The organism is Pseudolabrys sp. Root1462 (assembly GCF_001426945.1).
Taxonomy (GTDB): domain Bacteria; phylum Pseudomonadota; class Alphaproteobacteria; order Rhizobiales; family Xanthobacteraceae; genus Pseudolabrys.
This window is the reverse complement of the sequence record NZ_LMFS01000001.1, coordinates 2131904-2155568: the sequence shown is the minus strand read 5'-3', so window position 1 is coordinate 2155568 and position 23665 is coordinate 2131904. Positions and strand designations below refer to the sequence as shown.

The following is a 23665-nucleotide window of genomic DNA, read 5'->3' as shown; positions in this document are numbered from 1 at the left end:
CTACGCCGCGCCACCGGCACCACGATGGGGCCACTCAGTCGGGAAAGGCGGCGATGAAGGCCGCTGTATCGATCATCGGTTGTTGGCTGACCGTAATGAGGCCGGGACCCGGCTTGTCGATATCCTGGATCAGGAAGATCACGATCACGACCAGCACGCCGATGGTGTAGATCGGCAGCCGCGAGCGCTGCGCATCCAGCCCGGCGGCATAGCCGGCAAAGGCGCTGGCGACGATCGCCAGTCCATAGAGTGCAATCAGAACCGTGTTCGGCACGCGATTGAGCAGCATAGCGTGGCGTTCTTCCTGCCGGTCGAACATCTCGTTCAAGGCCTGGATATAGAGTCCGGTCGGGACCATCGCGTTGTCCTGCGCGGCGACAGCCTTGACCTGCTGCCAAAGCGCCTCCTGAAGAGCCCGCGAGCGGGCGATTGCGGCCATGCTCTCCTTTGACCGAAGGACGTGTTGCGTGAGGTCCAGCCGGACCCGCACATAGTCGCGCAGCAGGCTGACGGATTCGCGGTTGTACGGGGCCGGGAGAAGGCGGGCGCGCAGCGCGGTGGTGCCGATCGCGTTGGCCTCATACATCACGGCGTTGCGTCGCGCCTCGAAGCCGGAAAGGGCCATCGCGAAGGTGAAGCCGATCATCAAGGCCAAGAGCCCCAGGATCGAGCCTTCCAGCGTTGAGACATTTTGCCGGCTGCGGCCCCTGTTGCGCAGGCCGTAACGGCGGCCGACCTCGCTCGCGCCGAGGATAGCGAGGATGCTCACGAAAAGAGTCAGCAGGAGAGGATAATCGGCCAAGGTCATGGCGCCGTTCGATGCAGAAACTAAAATATGTTAACCGCAAAGCGGGCCGAGCCTTTGAGGAAGATCAAGCCCTTCAGGCCGGCCGGGCCTCGTCCGTCGCCACCGGCACCACGATGCGCCGGTAGAGATGCCACGTCGCATGGCCGAGCACCGGCAGCGTCATCACGAGGCCGAGGAAGGCCGGCAGCGCCGACACGATCAGCAGCACGACGATGACCGCGGCCCATGAGATCATCGGCAGCGGGCTTGCCACCACCGCGCGCACGCTGGTGATCATCGCGGTGATGAAATCGACGTCGCGCTCGAGCAGCAGCGGAAACGACACCACGGTGAGCGAGAACAGGATCAGCGCCAGCACCGCGCCGTCGAGATTGCCGATGGCGAGAAACAACAGCCCGGCATTGGTGGTGAGCACCGCGGCGATGAACTGTTCGAACGAGGCGAACGACACGTTGAGGCCGAGAAACAGCGCCATCAACAGCCGCACCTGGTACATCCACATCAGGAAGATAAACACGGTGACGAAGGCCATCCAGCCGATTTCGCCGCGGCTTTTCACCGTGGCGAGGATGGCGCCGAATGCCAGCGTCTCGCCGGCCTCGCGCCGCCGGCTCACTTCATAGAGGCCGATGGCGACGAACGGCCCGATCAGCGCAAAGCCCGCGGCCAGAGGATAAGCCAGATAGCTCATGCCCAAAGCGGTGACCGAGAGCAGGATGAGCACGCCGCCCAGGGCGTAGAGCGCGCCGCAGGCGAGGCCATACAGCGGCGCTCCTTGAAAATCGCGCAGGCCCTTGACCAGCGCCTCGGCGATATCGCCCGCCGTGATCGGCCGCACCACCGGATCGGTTTTGCCGGAGAGGGTGGACATGGGTTGCGTCCCTTTGGGTTTCTGCCCTGATGTCTTGTTCGTTGCGGGAATTATAGCGAGTCGGCGGGATAGCGCGGCGGTATTCGCTCCGCCCTCATCCTGAGGAGCGGCCTTTAGGCCGCGTCTCGAAGGATGGGGCGGCCTCATCCTTCGAGACGCGCTGCTTCGCAGCGCTCCTCAGGATGAGGCCGGTCAGGTGCAGGCGCGCGTCATCGCCCGCATTGTTTGGTCGGCCCCGGGCAGGCCGCATTCCCAAATTCGCATTCCCGGCTTTCGCCCCCTAACGAGGGCGCGCGGAACGCCGGGGTCCGAACGACCCCGCAGCCTCGTGTGATGTGTGAGTTAGATTCACACGAGTTAGTCACCACGGAATTGCCGGACCTCCGGCGTTCCGCACGCGGTGTTTCTAGGTTTGCTCCGCGCCGTCCCCGGTGGCCGGACCTTCGTTCGCGTCTGCCAGTTGAGGCGTCACCGCGACTTCTCCACCGATCGGGCCAGGCACTCCGGGCGGGACATCTGACGAGCCCCATCCCGTACCGGCCGTCAGGACCCGGACATGCGTCAGGCATGCTGGGACCGGCGCGGCTTGGACCGCCGGGGAGGGGAAACCGCGTCGCATCTCCGACGCCCCTTGCCCGGCCACCGCTCCCCGCCCCGCATCTGAAGATGCTGTACAGACACCCCTCGTCATGGGGCGGGATGGATGGGAATATAGGGCTAAGCCCGGGACAGAGTCAATAGTCCTAGGAATATTTATTGATTGCGCGCCTACCGCAAATACGCGGCCAGACGCTCCAGCCGGAACGGCGACAGATCGACGTGCTGCGGCTGGCCGCGCGTGAGCTGCTCGGCCAGCGCTTCGCCGAGCGCGGCGGAGTGCTTGAAGCCGTGGCCGGAGCAGGGCGAGGCGAACAGGATGCGTTCGCTGCGCGGGTCGTGATCGATGACGAAACGCGAGCGATCGACCCGGGTGTAGAGGCAGGTCGCGGTGCGCACGCAACGCGGGCCGAGGTCGGGCAGAAACGGCTCGATATAGGCGCGGTAAGTGCGTTCCGTTTCGGTCACCGGATCGACCGTGCGGTTGACGTGATCGGGATCGGTGGCAGGGCCGCTTTCCTCGTGCGTCACCTTCAGCCCGTTGCTGGCGTCGCCCTCAAGCGGGAAGCCGTAGATGCTGCTGGCGACGCCGCCGCGGCGGGGCAACTGCCAGATGAAAACCGGGCAATTCTCCGGCCGGAAGCGCTCCGGGTTACTCTCGATTTCGAACCAGTGCAGCACCTGTCGCGTCACGGTGAAGTGGCGCGACAGTTCGGCGGCAACGAAGCCGGGCAGCCAGGCCCCCGCAGCGATCAGAACGCGGTCGGCGGTGAAGCGCTGGTTGTCGCCGGTCGCGACCTCGACGCCCGAGCTAGAAGGCTCGATCTGCATCACCTGCGTGTCCCGCATAAGCTGGGCGCCGGCCTGCGCCGCCAGCTCCAGCGTGGCCGTGACGCAGCGCTCGACATAGAGCAGACCCGCTTCCTCATCGAGGATGGCCTTGTCGCCGGGCTGTACCGCGAATTGCGGATAACGCGCGCTGATGGCGGCCGCATCGCCGAAGGTGCGCGTCGGGATATTGAAGCGCTGCGCGGCGGTCTCGACATTGGCGAAGAAATCATCGACGTCGTGCATCACCACGGCGTCGGCCCCGGAAATGGTCAGGCAGCCGTTGCGCACGAACAGGGTCTGTCCGGTCAGCGCTTCGAATTCGCGCCACAGCGCATGCGAGCGCAGCGCCAGCTCGGAATATTCGACGCCTTCGCCGATGGCCGAGCGGGTGATGCGGGTGTCGCCGTGCGAGGAGCCGTGGCTGTGCGGCGGCGAGAAGCGGTCAATGCCGAGAACCTTGGCGCCGGACCTGGCCAGATGGCAGGTCGCGGCGCCGCCGACGGCGCCGAGGCCCACTACGATCACGTCATATTTCGTCATCGCGTGCGGCGCTCCCGCGTTCGGTCACGGGCGGACGATGGTCCAGCCTTTTTCGCCCAGCTCGATCAAGGTGACGACGCCGGCCGGCACGCGGTTCGCGTTCTCGACCAGCGGCGGCTCCTTGCCTTCCTTCCGGGTGAGGCTGTCCAGCGTGTTCACGCAGGCATCGAAGGTGACGTTCGGCATGCCCTGCTTGAACGATTTCAGCCGCGTCAGCACCGGCGAACGGTCGGCCAGCAGCATGTCGAGACCGGCATTGAAAGCAACAATGCGGATTTCGACTTCCTCGCCCTTGTCGGAATAGTAGCGCGACACGTTGGCGGCGACGTTGAGCACGGCGTTCATCTTGTGCTCGTCGCCGTCGCTTATCTGCAGGGCGAGGCGATGCGGCTTGTCGCTGGCCAGCGCCGGCGCCGCGACGAGCGGCAGCGCAACGGGCAAAGCGAGCAGGGCGGTGGTGAAGGCGCGGCGATGGATCGTCATGAATGTCTCCCGGGCCGCGATCCTATCAGGTCACCGGCAGGCTGAATATTCCGGGCGCAGCGCGGCTGTTCCAAAGTTGCGCGGGTGTTGGCAAAGCCATGCTCGGCGGGCGCGCTGGTCCGCAAAAAGCAAATGCCCGGCGCGCGGGCCGGGCATTGCGAAAGGATCGTCTGGAATCGCAGGCTTACTTGATTTTGCCTTCGCGATATTCGACGTGCTTCTTGGCAATCGGATCGTACTTCTTCTTCACCAGCTTGTCGGTCTGGGTGCGCGAGTTCTTCTTGGTCACGTAGTAGTGACCGGTGTCGGCGCTCGACACGAGCTTGATCTTGAGGCTGACGGCCTTGGCCATGATTTTAGTCCTTGGAATCGGGATATCGAGGGTCGCGCTGCGACCACATGGCGCGGAAACTAGCCACAACGCGTCAAATGTCAAGAAACGGCTATGCGCCGATTCAGCGGTCCTGAAGCGCCAAACGCACGCCCAGTGCGCAGTATATGGCGCCAACCATCTTGCCCTGCCAGCGGGCGATGGCCGGGTTCCGGGCCAGCCAACGGCCGATCGGCCCGGCGGCAAACGCGTAGACCATCGTGCTGCAGGCGCCGACGGCGACAAAAATCGCGCCGAGCAGCGTCAGTTGCAGCGGCACCAGTCCATTCTGCGGCTGCACGAACTGCGGCAGGAAGGCGAGGAAGAACAAAGCCGATTTGGGATTGAGCATCTCCGCCAGCACGGCCTGACGGAAGGCCCGCGCGCTCGACATCGGCTTTGCCCGCTGCAGGACCGTGCCGCTGTCGCGCGCCAGGATGGCGCGGATGCCGAGATAGACGAGGTAGGCGGCGCCAACATATTTGACGATCTCGAACAGCAGCGCCGAGCCGAGCAGCACCGCCGAAAGACCGAACACGGCCATCGCCGTGTGCACCAGGTCGCCGACGGCAATGCCAAGTCCGGTGGCAATGCCGACGCGCGTTCCCGAACTCAACGCCTGCGTCAGCGTCAATACAACCGCGGGCCCCGGAATGAAGACAAAGCCGATCAGCACCGCGAGATAAGTGCCGAGCGTGACGTGGTCGATCATGGCGAACCTCCCGGCGATGCCGCGTTACGGTCCTATGGTTTGCGGGTTACAGCAGCTCGCGATGAAACTGCTGGTCCTGCATGTAGTAGAACGGCACCGGCAGGCCGTAGCCCATGCCGGCAGCAACGCGCGCGGCCAGTTCTTCCAGGACGACGCTGGTGATGGTCGGCATGTCGAACTGCGCGGCTTCCTCGACCGGGGCCCAGACCAGTTCGACCAGTTCTGAATCCGGCCCGACGACGCCCTCGATGCGGTGCGCGATCGCGGTGGCGTCCGCGGTGAAGAAACGGGTGTCGAACCGCTTGGGCCGCTTCGGCGGCGTGATGGCGCGGGCAATGAAGTGCAACTGTCCGAGGTCGGGATAGATGCTGGCCTTGGCGAATTCTGACCAGATCTCGCCGGGCGTTTCCGGCGGCTTGTCGCCCTGGACGCCGAGCAGCAGGCCGGTCTCCTCCGCCAGTTCGCGCACCGCGGCCAGCGCAAGGCCGCGTGCCAGATCGGGGCTCGCCCCGGCGACGCCGGCGATGAGCTTGGCCTGCGTTTCGGGATGCAGTTCGCTGACCGCCGGCATGGTGCGGTCGTGCGCCTCGATGCGACCGCCGGGGAAGACGAACTTGCCGGGCATGAATTTGTGGCTGTGATGGCGGCGGCCGAGTAGCACCTTGGCTTGAGGCCCGGCGCGGTCGATCAGCATGATGGTCGCAGCGTCGCGCGGCTCCGAGTCGGGGAAAGACTGATCGCGCTCCTGCGTGCTCATGCGGGTGAGGAGGCGGTCACTATCATTGCTGCCCATCGCGTACTTCCGCCCTTACTTTCTCTTGTTACTTTCTTTTGCCCTTGTTCTTGCGAACCTTGTGGCGGCTGTTCTTCTTGCCAAATTTGCGGCGGCGCTCTTCGCTGCGCTTTTTCTCGTCGTGCCCTTTGGCGGCATCGCTTTTGAAGGCGCCGGCTTTGGCGTCTCGTCCCTTGTCATCCCGGCCTTTGGCGCCGTAGTCCTTGAACTTCTTGCCGCCGCTCCGCTCGCGATCGAAACGCCGCCCGCGATCGGCCGGCGGCGTACCGCGCCGCCCGTGCGACAACAGTTCGAAGCGCAGTGCGCCGGCAACCGGAGCAGCCTCTACCAGCTTCACGGTGACGCTGTCACCCAGCCGGAAGCTCTCGCCGCTCCGGCTGCCGGTCAGCGCATGGCCGGCCTCGTCGTATCGGAAATACTCGTCACCGATGGTGCGCGCCGGCACGAAGCCGTCGGCGCCGGTGTCGGCGAGTTTGACGAACAGGCCGGCGCGATGCATGCCGCCGACTTTCGCCTCGAAGGTGGCGCCGATGCGGTCGGCGAGGAAATGCGCGATCAGCCGGTCCTTGGTCTCGCGCTCGGCCAGCATGGCGCGGCGCTCGGTGGCAGAGATTTCCGCGGCGATCTCCGACAGTTCGGGGAGGGCGAAGCTTTCCGGCAGGCCGTCCTTGCCCATGTGCAGCGCGCGGATCAAAGCGCGATGCACGATCAAGTCGGCGTAGCGCCGGATCGGCGAGGTGAAGTGCGCGTAGCGGCGCAGGTTGAGGCCGAAGTGGCCGTAGTTCTCGGCGGAATATTCGGCCTGCGCCTGCGAGCGCAGCACCACTTCATTGACCAAGGTCTCGCGCTCCGTGCCTTTGACGCGGCCAAGGATGGCGTTGAAGTTCGACGCGCGCAGCGCGCCGGCCTTGGCGAGCGGCATGTCGAGGCTGGCAAGGAACTCGCGCAGCGCGTTGACCTTTTCGATGCCCGGCTCGTCATGGACGCGGTAGATCAGCGGCGTGCGCGCCTTTTCCAGCGACTCGGCGGCGGCGACGTTGGCGAGGATCATCATTTCCTCGATCAGACGGTGCGCATCGAGCCGTGCCGGCACGATGACGCGGTCGACGGTGCTGTCCGGCTTGAGCACGATCTTGCGCTCGGGGATATCGAGATCCAGCGGGCCACGTTCGTCGCGGGCGCGCTTGAGCGCCTCGTAAGCGGCGTAGAGCGGTTTGAGGATCGGCTCGACCAGTGGGCCGGTCGTATCGTCGGGCCGGCCGTCGATCGCCGCCTGCGCCTGCTCGTAAGCGAGCTTGGCCGCCGAGCGCATCATGATGCGGTGGAATTTGTGGTCGCGTTTGCGGCCGTCGGCGCCGATGATCATCTGCACGGCGAGTGCGGCGCGGTCTTCGTTGGGCTTGAGCGAACACAGGTCATTGGAAATGCGCTCGGGCAGCATCGGCACGACGCGGTCGGGGAAATAGACCGAGTTGCCGCGCACCAGAGCTTCGCGGTCGAGCGCCGAGCCGGGCGTGACGTAATGCGCGACGTCGGCAATGGCGACGGTGACGATGTAGCCGCCCCGGTTCGAGGGATCGCTGTCTTCCTCGGCATGGACGGCGTCATCGTGATCCTTGGCGTCCGCCGGGTCGATGGTGATGAGCGGCAGCTTGCGCCAGTCCTCGCGGCCGCCTTCCAGCCTTGCGGGCCTTGCGGCTTCCGCCTCGTTGATGGTCTCGCGGCGGAACACATCCGGGATCGAATGCGCGTGAATGGCGATGAGGCTGACCGCCTTTTCGCTCTTCAGCGAGCCAAGGCGCTCGACGATGCGGCCGTTCGGCGGACCGAAGCGCGAGATGCGCTGAGCTTCGACAGCGACGAGGTCGCCATCCTCGGCGTCGCCGGTGGCGCCCTGCGGGATCTGCATCTCGCGGCCGAGCATCTTCTTGTCGACCGGCTCGAGCCGGCCACCGCCTTTCGGATTGGCGCGAAAGATGCCGAGCACGCGATGCTTCGGCCGCTCGACGATCTTGATGATGCGGCCGCGATGGGAGATGCCATCCTCAGGCTCGACCTCATCGACATGGAGCAGCACCTTGTCGCCGAGCCCGGCAGCTTCGCCGGGGCGCGGCTTGCGCGGCGAGAAAATGCGGATCTTCGGCGCCGCGCCGTGCTCGTCCTCATCCCATTCGTCGGGTACGGCGATGAAGTCGCCGTCGCGATCGCGCGAGACGATGTCGGCGAGCAGGGTAGAGGCGAGCGCGCCGGGGTGATGCAGTTTCTTGCCCTTGTGACCGCCGCGGGCCACCGCGCCTTCATCGGCGAGGTCGCGCAGCAGGCGCTTCAATTCGGCGCGCAGGTTGTTCTTGAGGCCGAAGGCGCGGGCGATTTCGCGGGTGCCGACCTTGCCGGGATTGGCGGCAATGAAGTCGAGAATGGCGGCCTTGGAGGGAAGGGTATCGGGATCGTGTTGAGTTGGTTTCTTCAAAAGTCATGTCCGGCGCCGAAGCGGCGCTACGGGTTTAATGTAGTGATTTTATCGGTTTTTGCCACCGCGCCGAATATGGGCCCGGCCGCGGCGGAGTCGTTACTCCGCCGCCGAGACTTTCCGCGTCGCCTTGCCGGCCGGCTTCTTCGGCTTGGCCGCAGGCTTGGCGGCCGGCTTCTTGCGCGCGGCGGGGGCTTTGGCCGTCACCGCCGGCTTGTCGCCGGCAGTATCGGCCTTCGTCGCGGTCTTTGCGGTTTTCTTGGCCGCGGCGGATTTCTTGGCGGCGCGCGGCGAATTGCCGAGCGCAGCGGCTCTGGCGTCGAGCAGCACGATGGCTTCATCGAGCGTGATCGTGTCCGGCGTCTTGTCGGCCGGCAGCGTGGCGTTGACGCCGTTGTTTGACACATAAGCGCCGAAGCGGCCGTTCTTGACGACGATCGCGCCGCCCTTGTCGGGATGATCGCCGAGCGTCTTGCCGGGGGCAGGGCCGAAGCGGCGGCCCTTCTTCGGGTTGGCGATCTTGTCGGCGATCAGATGCATCGCGCGGTTGAGACCGATGGTCAGAACGTCGTCGCCTTCCTCGAGGCTGGCATAGGTCTTGTCGTGCTTGACGTAAGGACCGAAGCGGCCAATGCCGGCCAGGATCGGCTGACCGTCTTCCGGCGAGATGCCGACTTCGCGCGGCAGCGACAGCACCGCCAGCGCCTGTTCGAGCGTGACCTCGTCCGGAGCGATGCCTTTCGGCAGCGAAGCGCGCTTCGGCTTGACCGGTTCCGGCGCGTCCGGGTCTTTCTTCTCGCCCTTCTTGCGCTTGGGCGCCTTGATCTCTTCGCCGAGCTGCAGATAGGTGCCGAAGCGGCCGCCGCGCAACGTGACGTCGAGGCCGGTCTCCGGATCCTGACCCAGCACCTTGGTGGCCTGGGCGCTGGCGGCGCCCGGCGTCATCTGCCGGGTGTAGTTGCATTCCGGATAGTTCGAGCAGCCGATGAAGGCGCCGAAGCGGCCGACCTTCAGCGACAATTGTCCATTGCCGCATTGCGGGCACTGCCGCACAGGCGCGCCATCGGCTCTCGCCGGGAAGATGTGCGGCTCGAGAAGATCATTGAGCGCATCCAGCACCTGCGTTATGCGGATTTCCTTGATCTCGTTCACGGCGCCAATGAAGTCGGTCCAGAAGTTCTCGAGGACTGTCTTCCAGTTGATCTCGTTGTTCGAGACCTTGTCGAGCTGCTCTTCGAGCGAGGCGGTGAAATCGTATTCGACATATTTATGGAAGAAGCTTTCCAGGAAGCCGACGACGACGCGGCCCTTGTCCTCGGGAATGAGGCGCTTCTTGTCGATACGCACATAGCCGCGGTCCTGCAGCACCTGCAGGATCGAGGCGTAAGTCGACGGCCGGCCGATGCCGAGCTCTTCCATGCGCTTGACCAGCGCGGCTTCCGAGAAACGCGGCGGCGGCTCGGTGAAATGCTGCGCCGCCTCAATGGCTTGTTTCGCCAGCGCTTCCTTCTCGCTCATGGCGGGCAGGCGCTTGGACTCATCGTCGTCGGAGGTCTCGTCCTGGCCTTCCTGGTAGAGCGTCAGGAAGCCGTCGAACTTCACCACCTGGCCGGAGGCGCGCAGCTCGGCGACGCGCGAGCCGTTCTTGGCCACGATATCGACCGTGGTGCGTTCGAGCTCGGCGGATTCCATCTGCGAGGCGACGGCGCGGTTCCAGACCAACTCGTAAAGCCGGGCCTGGTCGCGATCGACGTATTTGGCGACTTCCTGCGGGGTGCGGCCGGCCGAGGTCGGGCGCACGGCTTCGTGCGCTTCCTGGGCGTTCTTCGACTTGTTCTGATACGTGCGCGGCGAACCCGGCACGTACTCCTTGCCGTAGTTCTTGCCGATCATCGAGCGGATGTCGGTGATCGCTTCCGGCGCCATGTCGATGCCGTCGGTACGCATATAGGTAATGAGACCGACGGTCTCGCCGCCGATCTCGACGCCTTCGTATAGGCGCTGGGCCAGGCGCATGGTGATGGCCGGCGCGAAGCCGAGCTTGCGCGAGGCTTCCTGCTGCATGGTCGAGGTGGTGAAAGGCGGCGGCGGATTGCGCCGCGCTGGCTTGGCCTCGACCGAGGTCACGGTGAAGCTGGCGCCGTCGAGCATGGTCTTGAGGTCGGTCGCCTGAACGCCGGTACCGATATCGAGACGCTGCAGCTTCTGGCCGTCGGCGCCGACGAGGCGGGCGTCGAACTCGTCGCCGCGCGGCGTCTTCAACTTGGCGACGATCGACCAGTATTCCCGGGCGACGAACTTTTCGATTTCCAGTTCGCGGTCGCAGACGAGGCGTAGCGCCACCGACTGCACGCGGCCGGCCGAGCGGGCGCCCGGCAGCTTGCGCCACAGCACAGGAGATAGAGTGAAGCCGACGAGGTAATCGAGCGCGCGGCGGGCGAGGTAGGCATCGACCAGCGCATGGTCGATCTCGCGCGGCTTCTTCATCGCCTCGGTCACCGACTGCTTGGTGATGGCGTTGAAGACGACGCGCTCGATCTTCTGGCCTTTGAGCGCCTTCTTCTCGTTCAGCGCCTCGAGCACATGCCAGGAGATGGCTTCGCCCTCGCGGTCAGGGTCGGTCGCCAGGATAAGAGTGTCGGCGCCCTTGAGAGCGCGCGCGATGTCGTTGACCCGCTTCTGCGACTGCGGGTCGATCTCCCAAAGCATCTTGAAACCGTGGTCCGGATCGACCGAGCCGTCCTTGGCCGGCAGGTCGCGGATATGGCCGAACGAGGCCAGAACCTCGAACCCCGAGCCGAGATACTTGTTGATCGTCTTCGCCTTGGAAGGCGACTCGACAACGACAACTTTCATTTGAATCCAATGGGTTACACGCCCGGACCGTAGCGGACTGGGCTTGAATCGTCCGTTAGCGTTGGCCGGAACATGGGGAAGTAGGTCCTCCCTGTCAAATAGGGGACCGGCCGGCCGAGGCTGACGGAGGCGTCAAATCAATGAATTCAGGCGCAAAAATGGACGTTCGAAAGTCACGCCGAAATGCAACCTAAAGATGTATTTATGAAGTACTCTATTATTAATATTACTATTTCGACGTTCCCGTGCCATTTTAACGCGAAGCCAAGCGAAATGGTCTGCGGACGAGAGACATGCCAGAAACAACGCCGGATCAGCGGACGGCGGTCGCCCATTACGTAGCCACTCTTTCCAACGATCTGGCCGCGCTCGCCCGCCGCAACGGGCTCGATACACTGGGGTACCTCCTGGAAATGGTCCGGCTCGAAGCGGAAACGCTGACCCGGCACAACGGCAATGGTCGGCGGAGGTAGGGGCGGGCATTTGCCAGAGCGCGTCAGCGCGACGGCGTCACCGAAAGCTTCTCCAGCAGCGCGGTGGTCGGATTGCCGTCCGGCACGAGCCCATGTTTCTTCTGCTCAGCGCGGATGAAGTCTCGAATGTCGAAATCGATGTGGCCTTCAAAGTCGGCGACCTTGTAGCCGAGCGCAGCGAGCTTCTTCTGCAGCGCAATGCGCGCGTCACGCGACAGCGGGTGATCGTCTTTGGGCCAGGCGGTGCGGATCGGAATGCCGCCGTGCAGCCGGTCGGCGAGGTGACCGACCGCAATCGCATAGGCATCGGAGTTGTTATACTCCTTCAGCACCAGGAAGTTCTCGGTGACGACGAAGGCCGGCCCCTTGGCGCCGCTGGGAAAGAACAGCACGGGCTGCATCGCCGTCTGATCGTCTCGCGGGAACGGCTTGCCGTCGGCGCGGCGCACGCCGAGGCGCTTCCATTCGGCGAAGCTGGCGCGGCTCTTCATCGTGTCGAAGCCGTTCGGCACCGTCACTTCGAAACCCCAGGGCAGATCGCTGCGCCACTTCCAGGCGTGCAGATAATTGGCGGTGGAAGCGAGCACGTCGGGCACGTTGTTCCACAGGTCGGCGCGGCCATCGCCGGAAAAGTCGATGGCGTAATCGACCACGTTCGACGGCATGAACTGGCTCTGGCCCATGGCGCCGGCCCATGACGACACCATTTGCGGGCGGGCAAAGCCGTTCTTCTGCATGATGCCCATCGCGACGATGAGCTCGTTACGGAAATAGGGATGGCGATATTTGATGTAGGCCAGCGTCGCCAGCGAGCGGAACACATCCCATTTGTCTTTCGCCGCGCCGTAGTCGGTTTCCATGCCCCACAGCGACACCAGGATCCAGCGCTCGACCGTGAATTTCTTTTCGACGTCGTTGAGCGTTTTCGACCACTCGTCGGCTTTCGCCAGGCCGCGCTTGATGCGCCCGGGCGAGGCCAGGGCACTGATGTATTCGCCGACCGGCTTGCCGTATTCGGGCTGGCGCTGCGTGGCGGCGATGACGCGTTTGTCGGGCGCGACGCCGGCCATCGCAGTGTCGAACGTGGCGCGCGTGACGCCTTTGGCCTGCGCGTCCGGCCACAGCGCCTTGACGAAAGCGGCGAAGGACGGATCGTCGGCGGCCTTTTGCGCGTGCGCCAATGGCATCGCCGCCAGCGTCAGGAGTGCGATCAGCAAGGCGCGGGCGAGGGCCAAGACACCATCCGGCGGTTCGATTCGGCTGCGGGCATTCTACACCAGCGACACCAGGCCGCCGCCGTGGCGTTCGAGGCGGCCGGCCAGTTCGAGCTCCAGCAGCACCGTGCGGACGATGGCCGGGGACGCTCCGGACAGCCTGACCAGGTCGTCGATCGAGATCGGTGCGGGACCGAGCAGGCCGACGACGCGGTCGCGTTCGTTGGCCGCAGGCTCGTGATCCGGCGGCAGCGGCTCGTCGCGCGACGGCTCCTCGATCGGTTCGATACCGCGGCCGAGGATCGGCTCGATGGCGTTGATCACGTCGTCGGCCTCCGTAACCAGAATGGCGCCCTGCTTGAGCAGGCCGTTGGTGCCATCGGCGCGCGGATCCAGCGGCGAGCCCGGCACGGCGAATACTTCGCGGCCTTGTTCGCCCGCCATCCGCGCGGTGATCAACGAGCCGGACCGCTTGGCGGCCTCGACAATGACGACGCCGACCGCGAGCCCGGAGATCAGCCGGTTGCGCCGGGGAAAATCGCGGGCGCGCGGCTCCCAGGTCAGCGGCATTTCGGAAATGGCGGCGCCATGCGCCAGAAGCGCTTCGAGCAGGGGCCCATGATCGGCGGGGTAAATGTGCGCCTGACCACCGGCGAGCACCGCGACCGTACCGGTGTCCTGCGAGGCGCGATGCGCGGCAGCATCGATGCCGCGCGCCAGCCCCGAGACGATGCCGTAGCCCGCCTGGCCGAGATCGCGCGCCAAGGTCGCGGCGAATTTCAGGCCGACGGCCGAGGCGTTGCGTGAGCCGACGATGGCGACGAGCGGCCGCGACAGCGCGGCGATGTCGCCGCGCACGGCGATCAGCGGCGGCGCGTCGTCGATGGTCTGCAGGCGCGGCGGATAATCGGGTTCGCCAAGCGCGATGAGATCGATGCCGCGGGCGCGCGAAGCGTCGAGTTCGGCTTCGGCTTCTTCGCGCGAACAGATATGGGTGCGCGCGGCACCGCCGCGGCGGGCGAGGCCGGGCAAAGCGGCGAGCGCGCCCTTGGCACCGCCATAGGCATTGACCAGTTCGCGAAAGGTGCGCGGTCCGACATTGTCGCTGCGGATCAGCCGCAGCCAGTCGAGCCGCTGCTCGTCGGTCAGCTTGGTTTTGGACGGCACGGTGCCCCCAGAGATCCCGGGAGAGTGTCGCGCGCCGCGCGTCAGCCTACAATCAGAAGTTTAGGTGAGGTTGTATTGGTCGGTTGAGGGCAGCGGCGGATGCCGCTCACGCCTTCTTCCCGATCCGGCCTTCCGTGCCATTCAACAGACGCTGAATGTTGGCCCGGTGCATGATCCAGAGAAGAATGCCGAGCAGAAAGAACAACGCCGCCGGGCCGGGTTCGCCGAGGCCGAGCAGGGCGACCGGCGTCAGCGCCGAGGCGACCAGCGCCGACAGCGACGAGTAGCGCGACAGGTAGGCGACGACGAGCCAGATGCCGCAGAAGATCAGCGCGCCCGGCCAGGCGAGCCCGATGAGCAGGCCGATATACGTTGCGACGCCCTTGCCGCCCTTGAAGCCGAGCCACACCGGAAAGAGATGACCCAGAAAGGCGCCGAGGCCCGCGATCAGCGCGGCGTCGTGGCCGGCGGCATGCTGCGCGGCGAGCACGGCCAGCGTGCCCTTGAGCGCATCGCACAGCAGCGTCGCGGCGGCGAGACCCTTACGGCCGGTGCGCAGCACATTGGTAGCGCCGATATTGCCGGAACCGATCGAGCGCAGGTCTTCGGTGCCGGCGAGCCTGGTGAAGATCAGGCCGAACGGGATCGAGCCGAGCAGATAGCCGAAGGCCAAGGCGAGGAGGAGGACGACCGGAGCGCTCATAGCGACTCATAAATCGTACGGCCGGCGACGATGGTGCGCACGACGCGGCCGGTCATGCGCGCTTCGTCGAACGGCGTGTTCTTGCACTTCGACTTGAGTTCGTTCGGATCGACGATCCACGGCACATCGGTGTCGATGACGATAACGTCGGCCGGCGCGCCGGCGCGCAAAGTGCCGCCGGGCAGGCCGAGCCGCTCGGCCGGCCGCGTCGACATCGCGCGCAGCAGCACGGGCAGCGTCACGTCGCCGGAATGCACCAGGCGCAGGCCCGCCGACAGCATGGTCTCCAGGCCGATGGCGCCGGCGGCGGCTTCGGCAAACGGCAGCCGCTTGGTCTCGACGTCCTGCGGGTTGTGGTCCGACATGACGACGTCGATGAGGCCCTCGTTGAGGGCGGCGAACAGCGCCTTGCGGTCGTCTTCGGTGCGCAGCGGCGGCGTCACCTTGAGGAAGGTGCGGTAGGAGCCAATGTCGTTTTCGTTGAGCGTTAGATGATTGATCGAGGCCGAGGCCGAGACGTCGAGGCCGGCTTCCCTGGCCTGGCGCAGCACGGCGAGCGACTGGGCACAGGTGATCGACGCGGCGTGATAGCGGCCTTTGGTCAGCGCGACGAGACGCATGTCGCGCTCGAGCATGATGGTCTCGGCCGCGGACGGAATGCCGAGCAGGCCGAGCCGGGCGGCGAACTCGCCTTCGTTCATCACGCCGTCGCCGTTGAGATCCGGGTCTTCGGTGTGATGGACGATCAGCGCGTCGAAGTCGCGGGCGTAAGTCAGCGCCCGGCGCATGACCTGAGCGTTGGTGACGCTCCTGGCACCGTCAGTGAAGGCGACGGCACCGGCGGCCTTCAAGAGGCCGATCTCGGTCATCTCGTGGCCTTCGAGACCTTTGGTCAGCGCCGCCATCGGCGCGACATGGACGATGGCGGTGTCGCGGGCGCGGCGCAGCACAAAGTCGACGGTCGCCGGATCGTCGATCGCGGGCGAGGTGTCCGGCTGACAAACGATGGTGGTGACGCCGCCGGCGGCAGCCGCCTGGCTCGCTGAGGCAAAGGTCTCCCGATAGGTGGCGCCGGGCTCGCCGATGAAGGCGCGCATGTCGACGAGGCCCGGCGCGATCACCTTGTCGCGGCAATCGACCACCTCGGTGCCTTCCGGCACGCCGGCCGCGCCGATGCCTTTCTTGGCCTCGCGGATGATGCCGTCGGCGATCAACAGGTCGCCGACGATGTCGAGATCGCGCGACGGATCGATGATCCGGGCGTTGGCGAGCAGGACGGGGCGCGCCTCACGCATTCGGCAAATTCCTCGACAGCGCTTCCAGCACCGCCATGCGGATGGCGACGCCCATTTCGACCTGCTCGCGGATCACGGACTGCGCGCCGTCGGCGACGATGGAGTCGATTTCGACGCCGCGGTTCATCGGCCCGGGATGCATGACCAGCGCGTCTTTCTTGGCGTAGGCCAGCTTCTTTTCGTCGAGGCCCCAGTAATTGAAATATTCGGAGACCGACGGCACAAAGGAGCCGTTCATGCGCTCGCGCTGCAGCCGCAGCATCATCACGATGTCGGCGCCGGCCAGGCCCTCGCGCATGTCGCGCGCCACCTCGACGCCCATGCGCTCGATGCCGGGCGGCAGCAACGTCGAAGGCGCAACGACGCGGACCCGCGCGCCCATGGCGTTGAGCAGGATGATGTTCGAGCGCGCAACGCGCGAATGCAGGATGTCGCCGCAGATGACGACCAGCAGGCCTTCGATGCGGCCCTTGTTGCGGCGGATGGTGAGTGCGTCGAGCAGCGCCTGGGTCGGGTGCTCGTGCGTGCCGTCGCCGGCATTGATCACGGAACAGTCGAGCTTGGAGGCGAGCAGTTCGACCGCGCCGGAAGAGTGATGGCGCACCACCAGAATGTCGGGGTGCATGGCGTTCAGCGTCATCGCGGTGTCGATCAGCGTCTCGCCCTTGTTCATGGAGGACGAGGAGGCCGACATATTCATGACGTCGGCGCCGAGCCGCTTGCCGGCAAGCTCGAACGAGGCCTGGGTGCGCGTCGAGTTCTCGAAGAACATGTTGACCTGCGTGCGTCCGCGCAGCGAGGCCTGCTTCTTGTCGATCTGACGGTTGAGGGCGACGAATTCCTCGCCCAGGTCGAGGAGGCCGGTAATTTCGGCGGCCGAAAGGCCTTCAATCCCCAGCAAATGACGATGGCTGAGAACGAATGAGGATTTCGGCGTGCTGGTCATTAAAGGCAGTTCTATAGGCGCGCGGCTGGGCCCCGGCAAGGCCGGTTCCGTCCCGTCCACAGGGCCCGCTCACGCCGTCGTTAATGTATTCTGCCGGAACTTCCGCGCCGTCTCACGAGTTGAAGCTGCGAATGCCCGAAAGGCGGGCGATGGAGGCATCTATGAAGAATTTTGGCAGGATTGCAGTGGCGGTCGCCCTGGTTGGCGCCGCAGCTTTGGCGACGGCGACCCCGGGTGAAGCGCGTGACGGCCGCAACACTGCGGCAGCGATCGGTTTCGGCGCGGGTGCCCTGGTTGGCGCGGCGGCGGTATCGTCGGCGAACAACGGCTATTACGGCTCCGGGTACTATGAGCCGGGCTACGCCTATGAGCCGGGCTATGCGTATCAGCCGGCTTATGCCGACGACTACGCCTATGAGCCTGCTCCCGTGTACGGCCCGGCGCCGCGCTATCGGTATCGCACCGGTAATACCTACGAGAAGACCTGCGGTGGCAGTCCGGGCAAGTCGAATTACGTGCCCTGCGGCAGTAACTAAGCCGCTCACTGACGGATGACGATGAAGAGGGCGGACCAAAAAAGGTCCGCCCTTTTCATCATGTTCGCGACAGCACGGCCAGCCGGTCGAGCGCGCCCTGCAGAATGAACATCGCGGCGTGCTGATCGATCACCTCGGCGCGCCGCTCGCGCCGCATGTCGGCAGCGATAAGGTCGCGCTCGACGGCGGCAGTCGACAGCCGCTCGTCCCACAGCGCGATCGGCAACTCCGTCTGCTTCGAGAAATTGCGGGCGAAGGCGCGCGTCGACTGCGCGCGCGGTCCCTCCGAGCCATCCATGTTGATCGGCAGGCCGAGCACGAAGCCGGTCGCCTTGCGTTCGGCCGCAAGCGCGATGACGCGCTGCGCGTCGGCGGTGAACTGTTTGCGGGCGACGGTTTCCACAGCGGTGGCGAGCCTGCGATCGGGGTCGCTGGCGGCGACGCCGATGGTCTTGGTGCCGAGATCGAGGCCGATCAACGCGCCGCGCGCGCCGAAATAGGGCGCGGCTTCCACCAGTGGCAGGATCACAGCGGGCATGCCGGGAGCCGTAGCATGCGCGCGAACGCAGCGCCATTGTCCCGCGCCGACATCGGCGCTTGGTCCGGCGTGCCGATAATGCAAAACTGTCGGCGGAGTCGTATTGGGGGAAATCATGACGGTTATCGCAAACAGGCTGATGGGCCTGCTCATGCCACTCGGCGTCATCGTTCTGCCGGTGGCTGTGATGGCGCAAGCCTTCGAGGCGCCACCGTCCTTTAACGCGGCGCGGATCAAGGGCATCGCCCCGTCCGGTGAGAACTACACCGTCAAGTCTCCGGTGCCCAGCGATGGCCTGATGCGTCTCTATGACATCGCCACGCCCTACGGCGAGGTGCCGGCCCAGGGCGACGCCATCGCGCAGATGCGGATCAATGAGTTGCGGGCGTTGGCGCTGCTGGAAAAGGTTGCGAGCTCGGAGACCTTTGCCAAGTCGCTGGTCAATGCCGGTCTCAACCCGCTGAAATACACCGGGCGGCTGATCAGCAATCCGATCGGCACCATCAAGGGTACGCTGTCGGGCATCGGCAGCATGTTCGACCGCATCGGCTCCGGCCTCAACAACGCCGGCAAGACGCAAGACAGTGCGCTCGGCAGCCTGATCGGCGTCACCAGCGAGCGCCGCACGCTGGCCGCCACTTACGGCGTCGACCCGTACACCGATTTCCCGCCGCTCGATGCCAAGCTCAAGCAACTGTCCGAAGCCGCAGCGCTCGGCGGTCTGGCCGTGACGGGCGCGCTGATTGCGGTACCAGGCGCCGCCGGCATCGTCGCCTCCAATCTGTCGACCGCCAATCGGTTCAACAATATGTCGATCGAGGATGTGGCCCGGCAGTACAGCGCGGCGCAGATTCTCGATCTCAACCGCAAGAAGCTCACCGAGATGGGCGTGTCGAAGGAATTGACTGAGAGCCTGCTCGCCAACCGCAACTACACGCCGATCGACATGGCGGCCATGGTCGCGGCCATCGACAATATGAAGACGGTGAGGGGCCGCGCGGTGTTCTTCGACGCCGCCGCCGCCGCGGACGAGCGCTCCAACGCCTATTTCATGCGCCGCCAGGCTGAACTGCTGGCGGCCGAATACAAGCGGCATGGCGGCTTTGAACACATCGTCACTCTCGGCGGGCTGCCGTTCCTCGTCGCCAAGGACGGCCGCTTCGTGACCGTGGCGCCGATTGACGCCCTGTCGTGGACGCAGCAGAGCGCGACACGGTTCGAGGCCTTCACCAAGGCGCGCAACCAACTGGTGGCGAAATCGACCGGCGAAATCCGCATCACCGGCCAGGCGACCGCGCTGGCCAAGCGTCAGCTCAAGGCGCTCGGTTGGGCTGTTGTGGAGCGCCAGCCCGGCTGACGATCGCCCGATCCGGCGTGCCGCGGCCTCTCAGGGCCGCCGGTTGCCGTTGAATCCGCCCCTCTGCTATACGCGGGGCCAGCCGCTTCGCGGCTGTGAGCCCATGAGCCGCCAGAAAAAGCGTAGCAATTTCAATGTCTGTTGACGCCAGCACCGTTCGCCGCATTGCCCGTCTCGCCCGCATCGCGGTCGCCGAAGACGAAGTCGATCACCTGCGCGGCGAGCTCAATGCCATCCTGGCCTTCGTCGAGCAACTCGGCGAGGTCAACGTCGAGGGCGTCGAGCCGATGACTTCCGTGACGCCGATGGCGATGAAGACCCGAAAGGACGTCGTCACCGACGGGGGCGATCCGGAAGCGGTCATGGCTAATGCGCCGAAGAGCGAAGACGACTTCTACCTTGTGCCGAAGGTGATCGAGTAAATGTGCCAGGCCTGCGAAATGGCCGAGATGGAGCAGCGCTGGGAGATGATCAACATCATCTCGACCGGCAAGCTGCCTGACGGCCACAGCGCCGACGATCTGCGCGCCATGGGCCTGCCATTGCCCGGCGAACTCTATCGCGAGACGCAGGCCGACGGCACGGTGCTCATCCGCCAGCGCTCGCCGGCCGAAATCGCGGCGCTGAACAACAAGTCCTTTGAGTGCGACAGCCCGAAATGACCGAACTGACCACGTTGACGCTCGCCGAGGCGCGTGACCGCCTGCGCAAGAAGGAGTTGAGTTCGGCCGAACTCACCGCCGCGCATGTCAGCGCGATCGAGAAGGCGCGGTCGCTGAATGCTTTCGTACTGGAAACCCCGGAGCAGGCAACCGCGATGGCGGAAGCCTCCGACGCGCGTCTTGCCAAAGGCGAGGGCGGTCCGCTCGAAGGCATTCCGCTGGCGATCAAGGATCTGTTCTGCACCAAGGGCGTGCGCACCACGGCGTGCTCGCACATCCTCGACAACTTCGTGCCGACCTACGAGTCCACGGTGACGTCGCAGCTCTGGCGCGACGGCGCGGTGATGCTGGGTAAGACCAATAATGACGAGTTCGCCATGGGCTCGTCGAACGAGACTTCGTATTTCGGCCCGGTGCAGTCGCCGTGGCGCCGCAAGGGCTTGAACGCGCCGCTGGTGCCGGGCGGCTCAAGCGGCGGCTCGGCCGCGGCGGTCGCCGCACAGCTTTGCCTCGGTGCTACCGCAACCGACACCGGCGGCTCGATCCGTCAGCCGGCGGCCTTCACCGGCACGGTCGGCATCAAGCCGACCTACGGCCGCTGTTCGCGCTGGGGCATCGTCGCCTTTGCCTCGTCGCTCGATCAGGCGGGGCCAATGGCCAAGACGGTCCGCGACGCCGCGATCATGCTGCGCTCGATGGCCGGGCCCGATGCCAAGGACACCACCTGTGTCGATTTGCCGGTTCCCGAATACGAGGCCGCCATCGGCCGCTCGGTGAAGGGTCTGCGCATTGGCATTCCGAAGGAGTACCGGCTCGACGGCATGCCGGCCGAGATCGAGAAGATCTGGCAACAAGGCCGCGAATGGCTCAAGGCCGCCGGCGCCGAGTTGGTCGACGTGTCGCTGCCGCACACCAAATACGCGCTGCCGGCCTATTACATCGTCGCGCCGGCGGAGGCCTCATCCAATCTCGCGCGCTATGACGGCGTCCGCTACGGCCTGCGCGTCGACGGCAAAGACATCACCGGCATGTACGAGGCGACCCGCGCCGCTGGCTTCGGCGGCGAAGTGCGCCGCCGCGTCATGATCGGCACCTATGTGCTGTCCGCCGGCTACTACGACGCCTATTACTTGCGGGCACAGAAGGTGCGCACGCTGATCAAGCGCGACTTCGAGCAATGCTTCGCCCAGGGTGTCCACGCCATGCTGACGCCGGCGACGCCGTCGGCGTCGTTCGGCATCGGCGAGAAGGGCGGCGCCGATCCGGTCGAGATGTATCTCAACGACGTCTTCACCGTCACGGTGAACATGGCGGGCCTGCCGGGCATCGCCGTGCCGGCGGGCTCGGACGCGCAGGGGCTACCACTCGGCCTGCAACTGATCGGCAGGCCATTCGACGAGGAAACGTTGTTCGCACTCGGCGAGGTGATCGAGCAGGCTGCCGGCCGTTTCGTCGCGCAGCCGTGGTGGTGACCATGACGACGTCCAAACTCATCAAAGGCGCGACCGGCGACTGGGAAGTCGTCATCGGCATGGAGGTGCATGCCCAGGTCACGTCGAAGTCCAAACTGTTTTCCGGGGCGTCGACCGAGTTCGGCGGCGCGCCGAACAGCCACGTGTCGCTGGTCGATGCCGCGATGCCCGGCATGCTGCCGGTGATCAACGAGGAGTGCGTGCGCCAGGCGGTGCGGACCGGTCTCGGCCTCAAGGCGAAGATCAATCTGCGCTCGGTGTTCGACCGCAAGAACTACTTCTATCCGGACCTGCCGCAGGGCTACCAGATCAGCCAGTACAAGCAGCCGGTGGTCGGCGAGGGCGAGGTCGTCGTCGATCTCGACAGCGGCGAGGCGGTCAGCATCGGTATCGAACGCCTGCATCTCGAGCAGGACGCCGGCAAGAGCGTTCACGACCGCCATCCGTCGATGTCGGCGGTCGATCTCAACCGCTCCGGCGTCGCGCTGATGGAGATCGTGTCGAAGCCGGACCTGCGGTCGTCGGAAGAGGCCATGGCCTTCCTGACCAAGCTGCGCTCGATCCTGCGCTACCTCGGCACCTGCGACGGCGACATGGAGAAGGGTTCGCTACGCGCCGACGTCAACGTCTCGGTGCGCCGCCCCGGCGAGCCGTTCGGTACGCGCTGCGAAATCAAGAACATGAACTCGATCCGCTTCATCGGCCAGGCGATTGAGCACGAAGCCCGCCGGCAGATCGAGATCATCGAGGACGGTGGCACGATCGACCAGGAAACCCGGCTGTTCGATCCGGGCAAGGGCGAGACGCGCTCGATGCGGTCCAAGGAAGAGGCACATGATTACCGCTACTTCCCCGATCCGGACCTGCTGCCGCTGGAACTGAGCGAGGACATGGTTGGCACGCTGCAGGCGGCGCTGCCGGAGCTGCCGGACGAAAAGAAGACGCGCTTCATCCGCGAACTCGGCCTGTCGGCCTATGATGCGAGCCATCTAGTCGCCGAGCGCGACACCGCCGACTATTTCGAGGCCGTGGCGAACGGGCGTGACGCCAAACTCGCCGCCAACTGGGTGATCAACGAACTCAACGGCCGCCTCAACAAGGATGGCCACGACATCGTATCCTCACCGGTGTCCGCCGCGCAGCTCGGTGGTATCCTCGACCTGATCGGCGACAAAACGATTTCCGGCAAGATCGCCAAGGACTTGTTCGAAATCATCTGGACCGAAGGCGGCGACCCACGCGAGGTGGTGAAGGCGCGCGGCATGGCGCAGGTGACCGATCTTTCCGCCATCGGCGGCATCGTCGATGACCTCGTCGCCAAGAATCCGGACAAGGTCGAACAGGCCAAGGCCAATCCGAAAGCGATGATGTGGTTCGTCGGCCAGGTGATGAAGGCGTCTGGCGGTAAGGCGAGCCCGCAAGCGGTTAACGACCTCCTAAAAACCAAACTCGGTTTGTGATGCACGGCGGATAACGCGCGGGTCGATCGGTCAGTGCGCGCGTTCACCGCGGTGCATCCAAAGTCGTCCATCGATGTCGCGACACGTGTTCGCGGCATCGCACACGGACGCATTCGACGTCCCGTCGAGCATGCGAAGAGGCGCGCCGGCGCGAATCACCGGACCCCGATTCGCACGTTTTTGATCGATTTCGGCTTGTCGATACCGTTGCACGGGCGTTTTCGCTGAAAATTTTTTCACAGCGCAATGACACCGTCTTCGTCCATTCGCGCACGCTTTCCGACGCGCGCCGCGCACAAAAGTATTTTATCGCCGATCGAAATCGGAGCGGCGCACGACCCGCAAAAAATCCTTATTTCATCGAATGTTTTTGAATCGCCGTTTGCGTTGCATCGCGGCGGCGGCGGGTCGGCGATCGATGCGGCGAAGCGGTGTCGCGGTCGCTTGCAGATGCGCGATCAGGCAACACGGTCGAGCGAGTTACGCACACAAAACGATGGAGTTACTGTTT

The 23665-nt window shown here is 65.2% G+C and carries 23 protein-coding genes; 8 read left to right on the top strand and 15 right to left on the bottom strand.

The window, feature by feature from the left end; translation table 11 throughout:
- Positions 1-34 precede the first annotated feature (34 nt).
- The 9 genes from ASD45_RS10550 to topA form a co-directional block, all read right to left on the bottom strand.
- Positions 35-808, bottom strand: coding sequence for a hypothetical protein (locus ASD45_RS10550; RefSeq protein ID WP_056911442.1), 774 nt, complete (start codon positions 806-808; stop codon positions 35-37).
- Positions 809-881: 73 nt separating this feature from the next.
- Positions 882-1679: a DUF2189 domain-containing protein gene (locus ASD45_RS10545; RefSeq protein ID WP_056911441.1), complete on the bottom strand. Its 798-nt coding sequence runs from the start codon at positions 1677-1679 to the stop codon at positions 882-884.
- A 768-nt stretch (positions 1680-2447) separates the two neighbouring features.
- On the bottom strand, positions 2448-3647 hold the full coding sequence (gene solA / locus ASD45_RS10540) for an N-methyl-L-tryptophan oxidase (RefSeq protein WP_056911440.1): 1200 nt from the start codon (positions 3645-3647) through the stop codon (positions 2448-2450).
- 24 nt (positions 3648-3671) lie between these two features.
- Positions 3672-4130 (bottom strand): hypothetical protein, encoded by a 459-nt coding sequence (locus ASD45_RS10535; protein ID WP_056911439.1) that lies wholly within the window; start codon positions 4128-4130, stop codon positions 3672-3674.
- Between the two features lie 184 nt (positions 4131-4314).
- Positions 4315-4482 carry a 50S ribosomal protein L33 gene (gene rpmG, locus ASD45_RS10530; RefSeq protein WP_056911438.1) on the bottom strand — a complete coding sequence of 56 codons (168 nt, stop codon included), beginning with the start codon at positions 4480-4482 and terminating at the stop codon, positions 4315-4317.
- 103 nt (positions 4483-4585) lie between these two features.
- The gene (locus tag ASD45_RS10525) at positions 4586-5212 is read right to left on the bottom strand and encodes a LysE family translocator (RefSeq protein WP_056911437.1); all 627 of its coding nucleotides are present in this window, start codon (positions 5210-5212) and stop codon (positions 4586-4588) included.
- A gap of 46 nt (positions 5213-5258) precedes the next feature.
- Positions 5259-6005 (bottom strand): NUDIX hydrolase, encoded by a 747-nt coding sequence (locus tag ASD45_RS10520; RefSeq protein ID WP_082540771.1) that lies wholly within the window; start codon positions 6003-6005, stop codon positions 5259-5261.
- 28 nt (positions 6006-6033) lie between these two features.
- The gene (gene rnr / locus ASD45_RS10515) at positions 6034-8475 is read right to left on the bottom strand and encodes a ribonuclease R (RefSeq protein ID WP_056911435.1); all 2442 of its coding nucleotides are present in this window, start codon (positions 8473-8475) and stop codon (positions 6034-6036) included.
- Between the two features lie 99 nt (positions 8476-8574).
- The gene (gene topA / locus ASD45_RS10510) at positions 8575-11331 is read right to left on the bottom strand and encodes a type I DNA topoisomerase (protein WP_056911434.1); all 2757 of its coding nucleotides are present in this window, start codon (positions 11329-11331) and stop codon (positions 8575-8577) included.
- A 293-nt stretch (positions 11332-11624) separates the two neighbouring features.
- On the opposite strand from topA, the gene ASD45_RS10505 reads away from it, so the two are divergent.
- Positions 11625-11804: a hypothetical protein gene (locus tag ASD45_RS10505; protein ID WP_056911433.1), complete on the top strand. Its 180-nt coding sequence runs from the start codon at positions 11625-11627 to the stop codon at positions 11802-11804.
- Positions 11805-11827: 23 nt separating this feature from the next.
- Here the strand turns inward: ASD45_RS10505 and ASD45_RS10500 are convergent, their stop codons facing one another.
- The 5 genes from ASD45_RS10500 to ASD45_RS10480 all read right to left on the bottom strand — a co-directional run bounded on the left by ASD45_RS10500 (position 11828) and on the right by ASD45_RS10480 (position 17129).
- Entirely contained in the window at positions 11828-13039 is a 1212-nt protein-coding gene (locus ASD45_RS10500; RefSeq protein WP_244485290.1) for a lytic murein transglycosylase, read from the bottom strand.
- A 36-nt stretch (positions 13040-13075) separates the two neighbouring features.
- Complete coding sequence (gene dprA / locus ASD45_RS10495) at positions 13076-14185, bottom strand: DNA-processing protein DprA (protein WP_056911431.1); 1110 nt, start codon at positions 14183-14185, stop codon at positions 13076-13078.
- 106 nt (positions 14186-14291) lie between these two features.
- Positions 14292-14888: a glycerol-3-phosphate 1-O-acyltransferase PlsY gene (plsY, locus tag ASD45_RS10490; protein ID WP_056911430.1), complete on the bottom strand. Its 597-nt coding sequence runs from the start codon at positions 14886-14888 to the stop codon at positions 14292-14294.
- Positions 14885-16183: a dihydroorotase gene (locus ASD45_RS10485; RefSeq protein ID WP_056911429.1), complete on the bottom strand. Its 1299-nt coding sequence runs from the start codon at positions 16181-16183 to the stop codon at positions 14885-14887. The genes plsY and ASD45_RS10485 overlap by 4 nt, the downstream gene beginning before the upstream one ends.
- Positions 16176-17129 carry an aspartate carbamoyltransferase catalytic subunit gene (locus ASD45_RS10480; protein ID WP_056911428.1) on the bottom strand — a complete coding sequence of 318 codons (954 nt, stop codon included), beginning with the start codon at positions 17127-17129 and terminating at the stop codon, positions 16176-16178. The genes ASD45_RS10485 and ASD45_RS10480 overlap by 8 nt, the downstream gene beginning before the upstream one ends.
- Before the next feature lie 161 nt (positions 17130-17290).
- On the opposite strand from ASD45_RS10480, the gene ASD45_RS10475 reads away from it, so the two are divergent.
- A complete protein-coding gene (locus tag ASD45_RS10475) occupies positions 17291-17665 on the top strand; it encodes a hypothetical protein (RefSeq protein ID WP_056911427.1) in 375 nt (124 codons plus the stop codon).
- Between the two features lie 58 nt (positions 17666-17723).
- On the opposite strand, the gene ruvX is transcribed toward ASD45_RS10475, so the two are convergent.
- Positions 17724-18203: a Holliday junction resolvase RuvX gene (ruvX, locus tag ASD45_RS10470; protein WP_056911426.1), complete on the bottom strand. Its 480-nt coding sequence runs from the start codon at positions 18201-18203 to the stop codon at positions 17724-17726.
- A 115-nt stretch (positions 18204-18318) separates the two neighbouring features.
- Between ruvX and ASD45_RS10465 the strand changes: the two genes are divergently transcribed.
- From ASD45_RS10465 to ASD45_RS23910, 6 genes are all read left to right on the top strand, one after another.
- A complete protein-coding gene (locus tag ASD45_RS10465; protein WP_156380798.1) occupies positions 18319-19560 on the top strand; it encodes a hypothetical protein in 1242 nt (413 codons plus the stop codon).
- 134 nt (positions 19561-19694) lie between these two features.
- Positions 19695-19982 carry an Asp-tRNA(Asn)/Glu-tRNA(Gln) amidotransferase subunit GatC gene (gene gatC, locus ASD45_RS10460; protein ID WP_056911424.1) on the top strand — a complete coding sequence of 96 codons (288 nt, stop codon included), beginning with the start codon at positions 19695-19697 and terminating at the stop codon, positions 19980-19982.
- Positions 19983-20222, top strand: coding sequence for a hypothetical protein (locus ASD45_RS10455; RefSeq protein WP_056911423.1), 240 nt, complete (start codon positions 19983-19985; stop codon positions 20220-20222).
- Positions 20219-21694 (top strand): Asp-tRNA(Asn)/Glu-tRNA(Gln) amidotransferase subunit GatA, encoded by a 1476-nt coding sequence (gene gatA, locus ASD45_RS10450; RefSeq protein ID WP_056911422.1) that lies wholly within the window; start codon positions 20219-20221, stop codon positions 21692-21694. The genes ASD45_RS10455 and gatA overlap by 4 nt, the downstream gene beginning before the upstream one ends.
- 2 nt (positions 21695-21696) lie before the next feature.
- Positions 21697-23154 carry an Asp-tRNA(Asn)/Glu-tRNA(Gln) amidotransferase subunit GatB gene (gatB, locus tag ASD45_RS10445; RefSeq protein ID WP_056912707.1) on the top strand — a complete coding sequence of 486 codons (1458 nt, stop codon included), beginning with the start codon at positions 21697-21699 and terminating at the stop codon, positions 23152-23154.
- 246 nt (positions 23155-23400) lie between these two features.
- Positions 23401-23665 (top strand): hypothetical protein (locus tag ASD45_RS23910; protein ID WP_210168893.1); only part of this gene is annotated, 265 nt, incomplete at its 3' end.

Bases quoted from the DNA above. Each gene is read 5' to 3' on its own strand.
- ASD45_RS10550 (WP_056911442.1), bottom strand. From the start codon at position 808: ATGACCTTGGCCGATTATCCTCTCCTGCTGACTCTTTTCGTGAGCATC.
- ASD45_RS10545 (WP_056911441.1), bottom strand. From the start codon at position 1,679: ATGTCCACCCTCTCCGGCAAAACCGATCCGGTGGTGCGGCCGATCACG.
- solA (WP_056911440.1), bottom strand. From the start codon at position 3,647: ATGACGAAATATGACGTGATCGTAGTGGGCCTCGGCGCCGTCGGCGGC.
- ASD45_RS10535 (WP_056911439.1), bottom strand. From the start codon at position 4,130: ATGACGATCCATCGCCGCGCCTTCACCACCGCCCTGCTCGCTTTGCCC.
- rpmG (WP_056911438.1), bottom strand. From the start codon at position 4,482: ATGGCCAAGGCCGTCAGCCTCAAGATCAAGCTCGTGTCGAGCGCCGAC.
- ASD45_RS10525 (WP_056911437.1), bottom strand. From the start codon at position 5,212: ATGATCGACCACGTCACGCTCGGCACTTATCTCGCGGTGCTGATCGGC.
- ASD45_RS10520 (WP_082540771.1), bottom strand. From the start codon at position 6,005: ATGGGCAGCAATGATAGTGACCGCCTCCTCACCCGCATGAGCACGCAG.
- topA (WP_056911434.1), bottom strand. From the start codon at position 11,331: ATGAAAGTTGTCGTTGTCGAGTCGCCTTCCAAGGCGAAGACGATCAAC.
- ASD45_RS10505 (WP_056911433.1), top strand. From the start codon at position 11,625: ATGCCAGAAACAACGCCGGATCAGCGGACGGCGGTCGCCCATTACGTA.
- plsY (WP_056911430.1), bottom strand. From the start codon at position 14,888: ATGAGCGCTCCGGTCGTCCTCCTCCTCGCCTTGGCCTTCGGCTATCTG.
- ASD45_RS10485 (WP_056911429.1), bottom strand. From the start codon at position 16,183: ATGCGTGAGGCGCGCCCCGTCCTGCTCGCCAACGCCCGGATCATCGAT.
- ASD45_RS10480 (WP_056911428.1), bottom strand. From the start codon at position 17,129: ATGACCAGCACGCCGAAATCCTCATTCGTTCTCAGCCATCGTCATTTG.
- ASD45_RS10475 (WP_056911427.1), top strand. From the start codon at position 17,291: ATGAAGAATTTTGGCAGGATTGCAGTGGCGGTCGCCCTGGTTGGCGCC.
- ruvX (WP_056911426.1), bottom strand. From the start codon at position 18,203: ATGCCCGCTGTGATCCTGCCACTGGTGGAAGCCGCGCCCTATTTCGGC.
- ASD45_RS10465 (WP_156380798.1), top strand. From the start codon at position 18,319: ATGACGGTTATCGCAAACAGGCTGATGGGCCTGCTCATGCCACTCGGC.
- gatC (WP_056911424.1), top strand. From the start codon at position 19,695: ATGTCTGTTGACGCCAGCACCGTTCGCCGCATTGCCCGTCTCGCCCGC.
- ASD45_RS10455 (WP_056911423.1), top strand. From the start codon at position 19,983: ATGTGCCAGGCCTGCGAAATGGCCGAGATGGAGCAGCGCTGGGAGATG.
- gatA (WP_056911422.1), top strand. From the start codon at position 20,219: ATGACCGAACTGACCACGTTGACGCTCGCCGAGGCGCGTGACCGCCTG.
- gatB (WP_056912707.1), top strand. From the start codon at position 21,697: ATGACGACGTCCAAACTCATCAAAGGCGCGACCGGCGACTGGGAAGTC.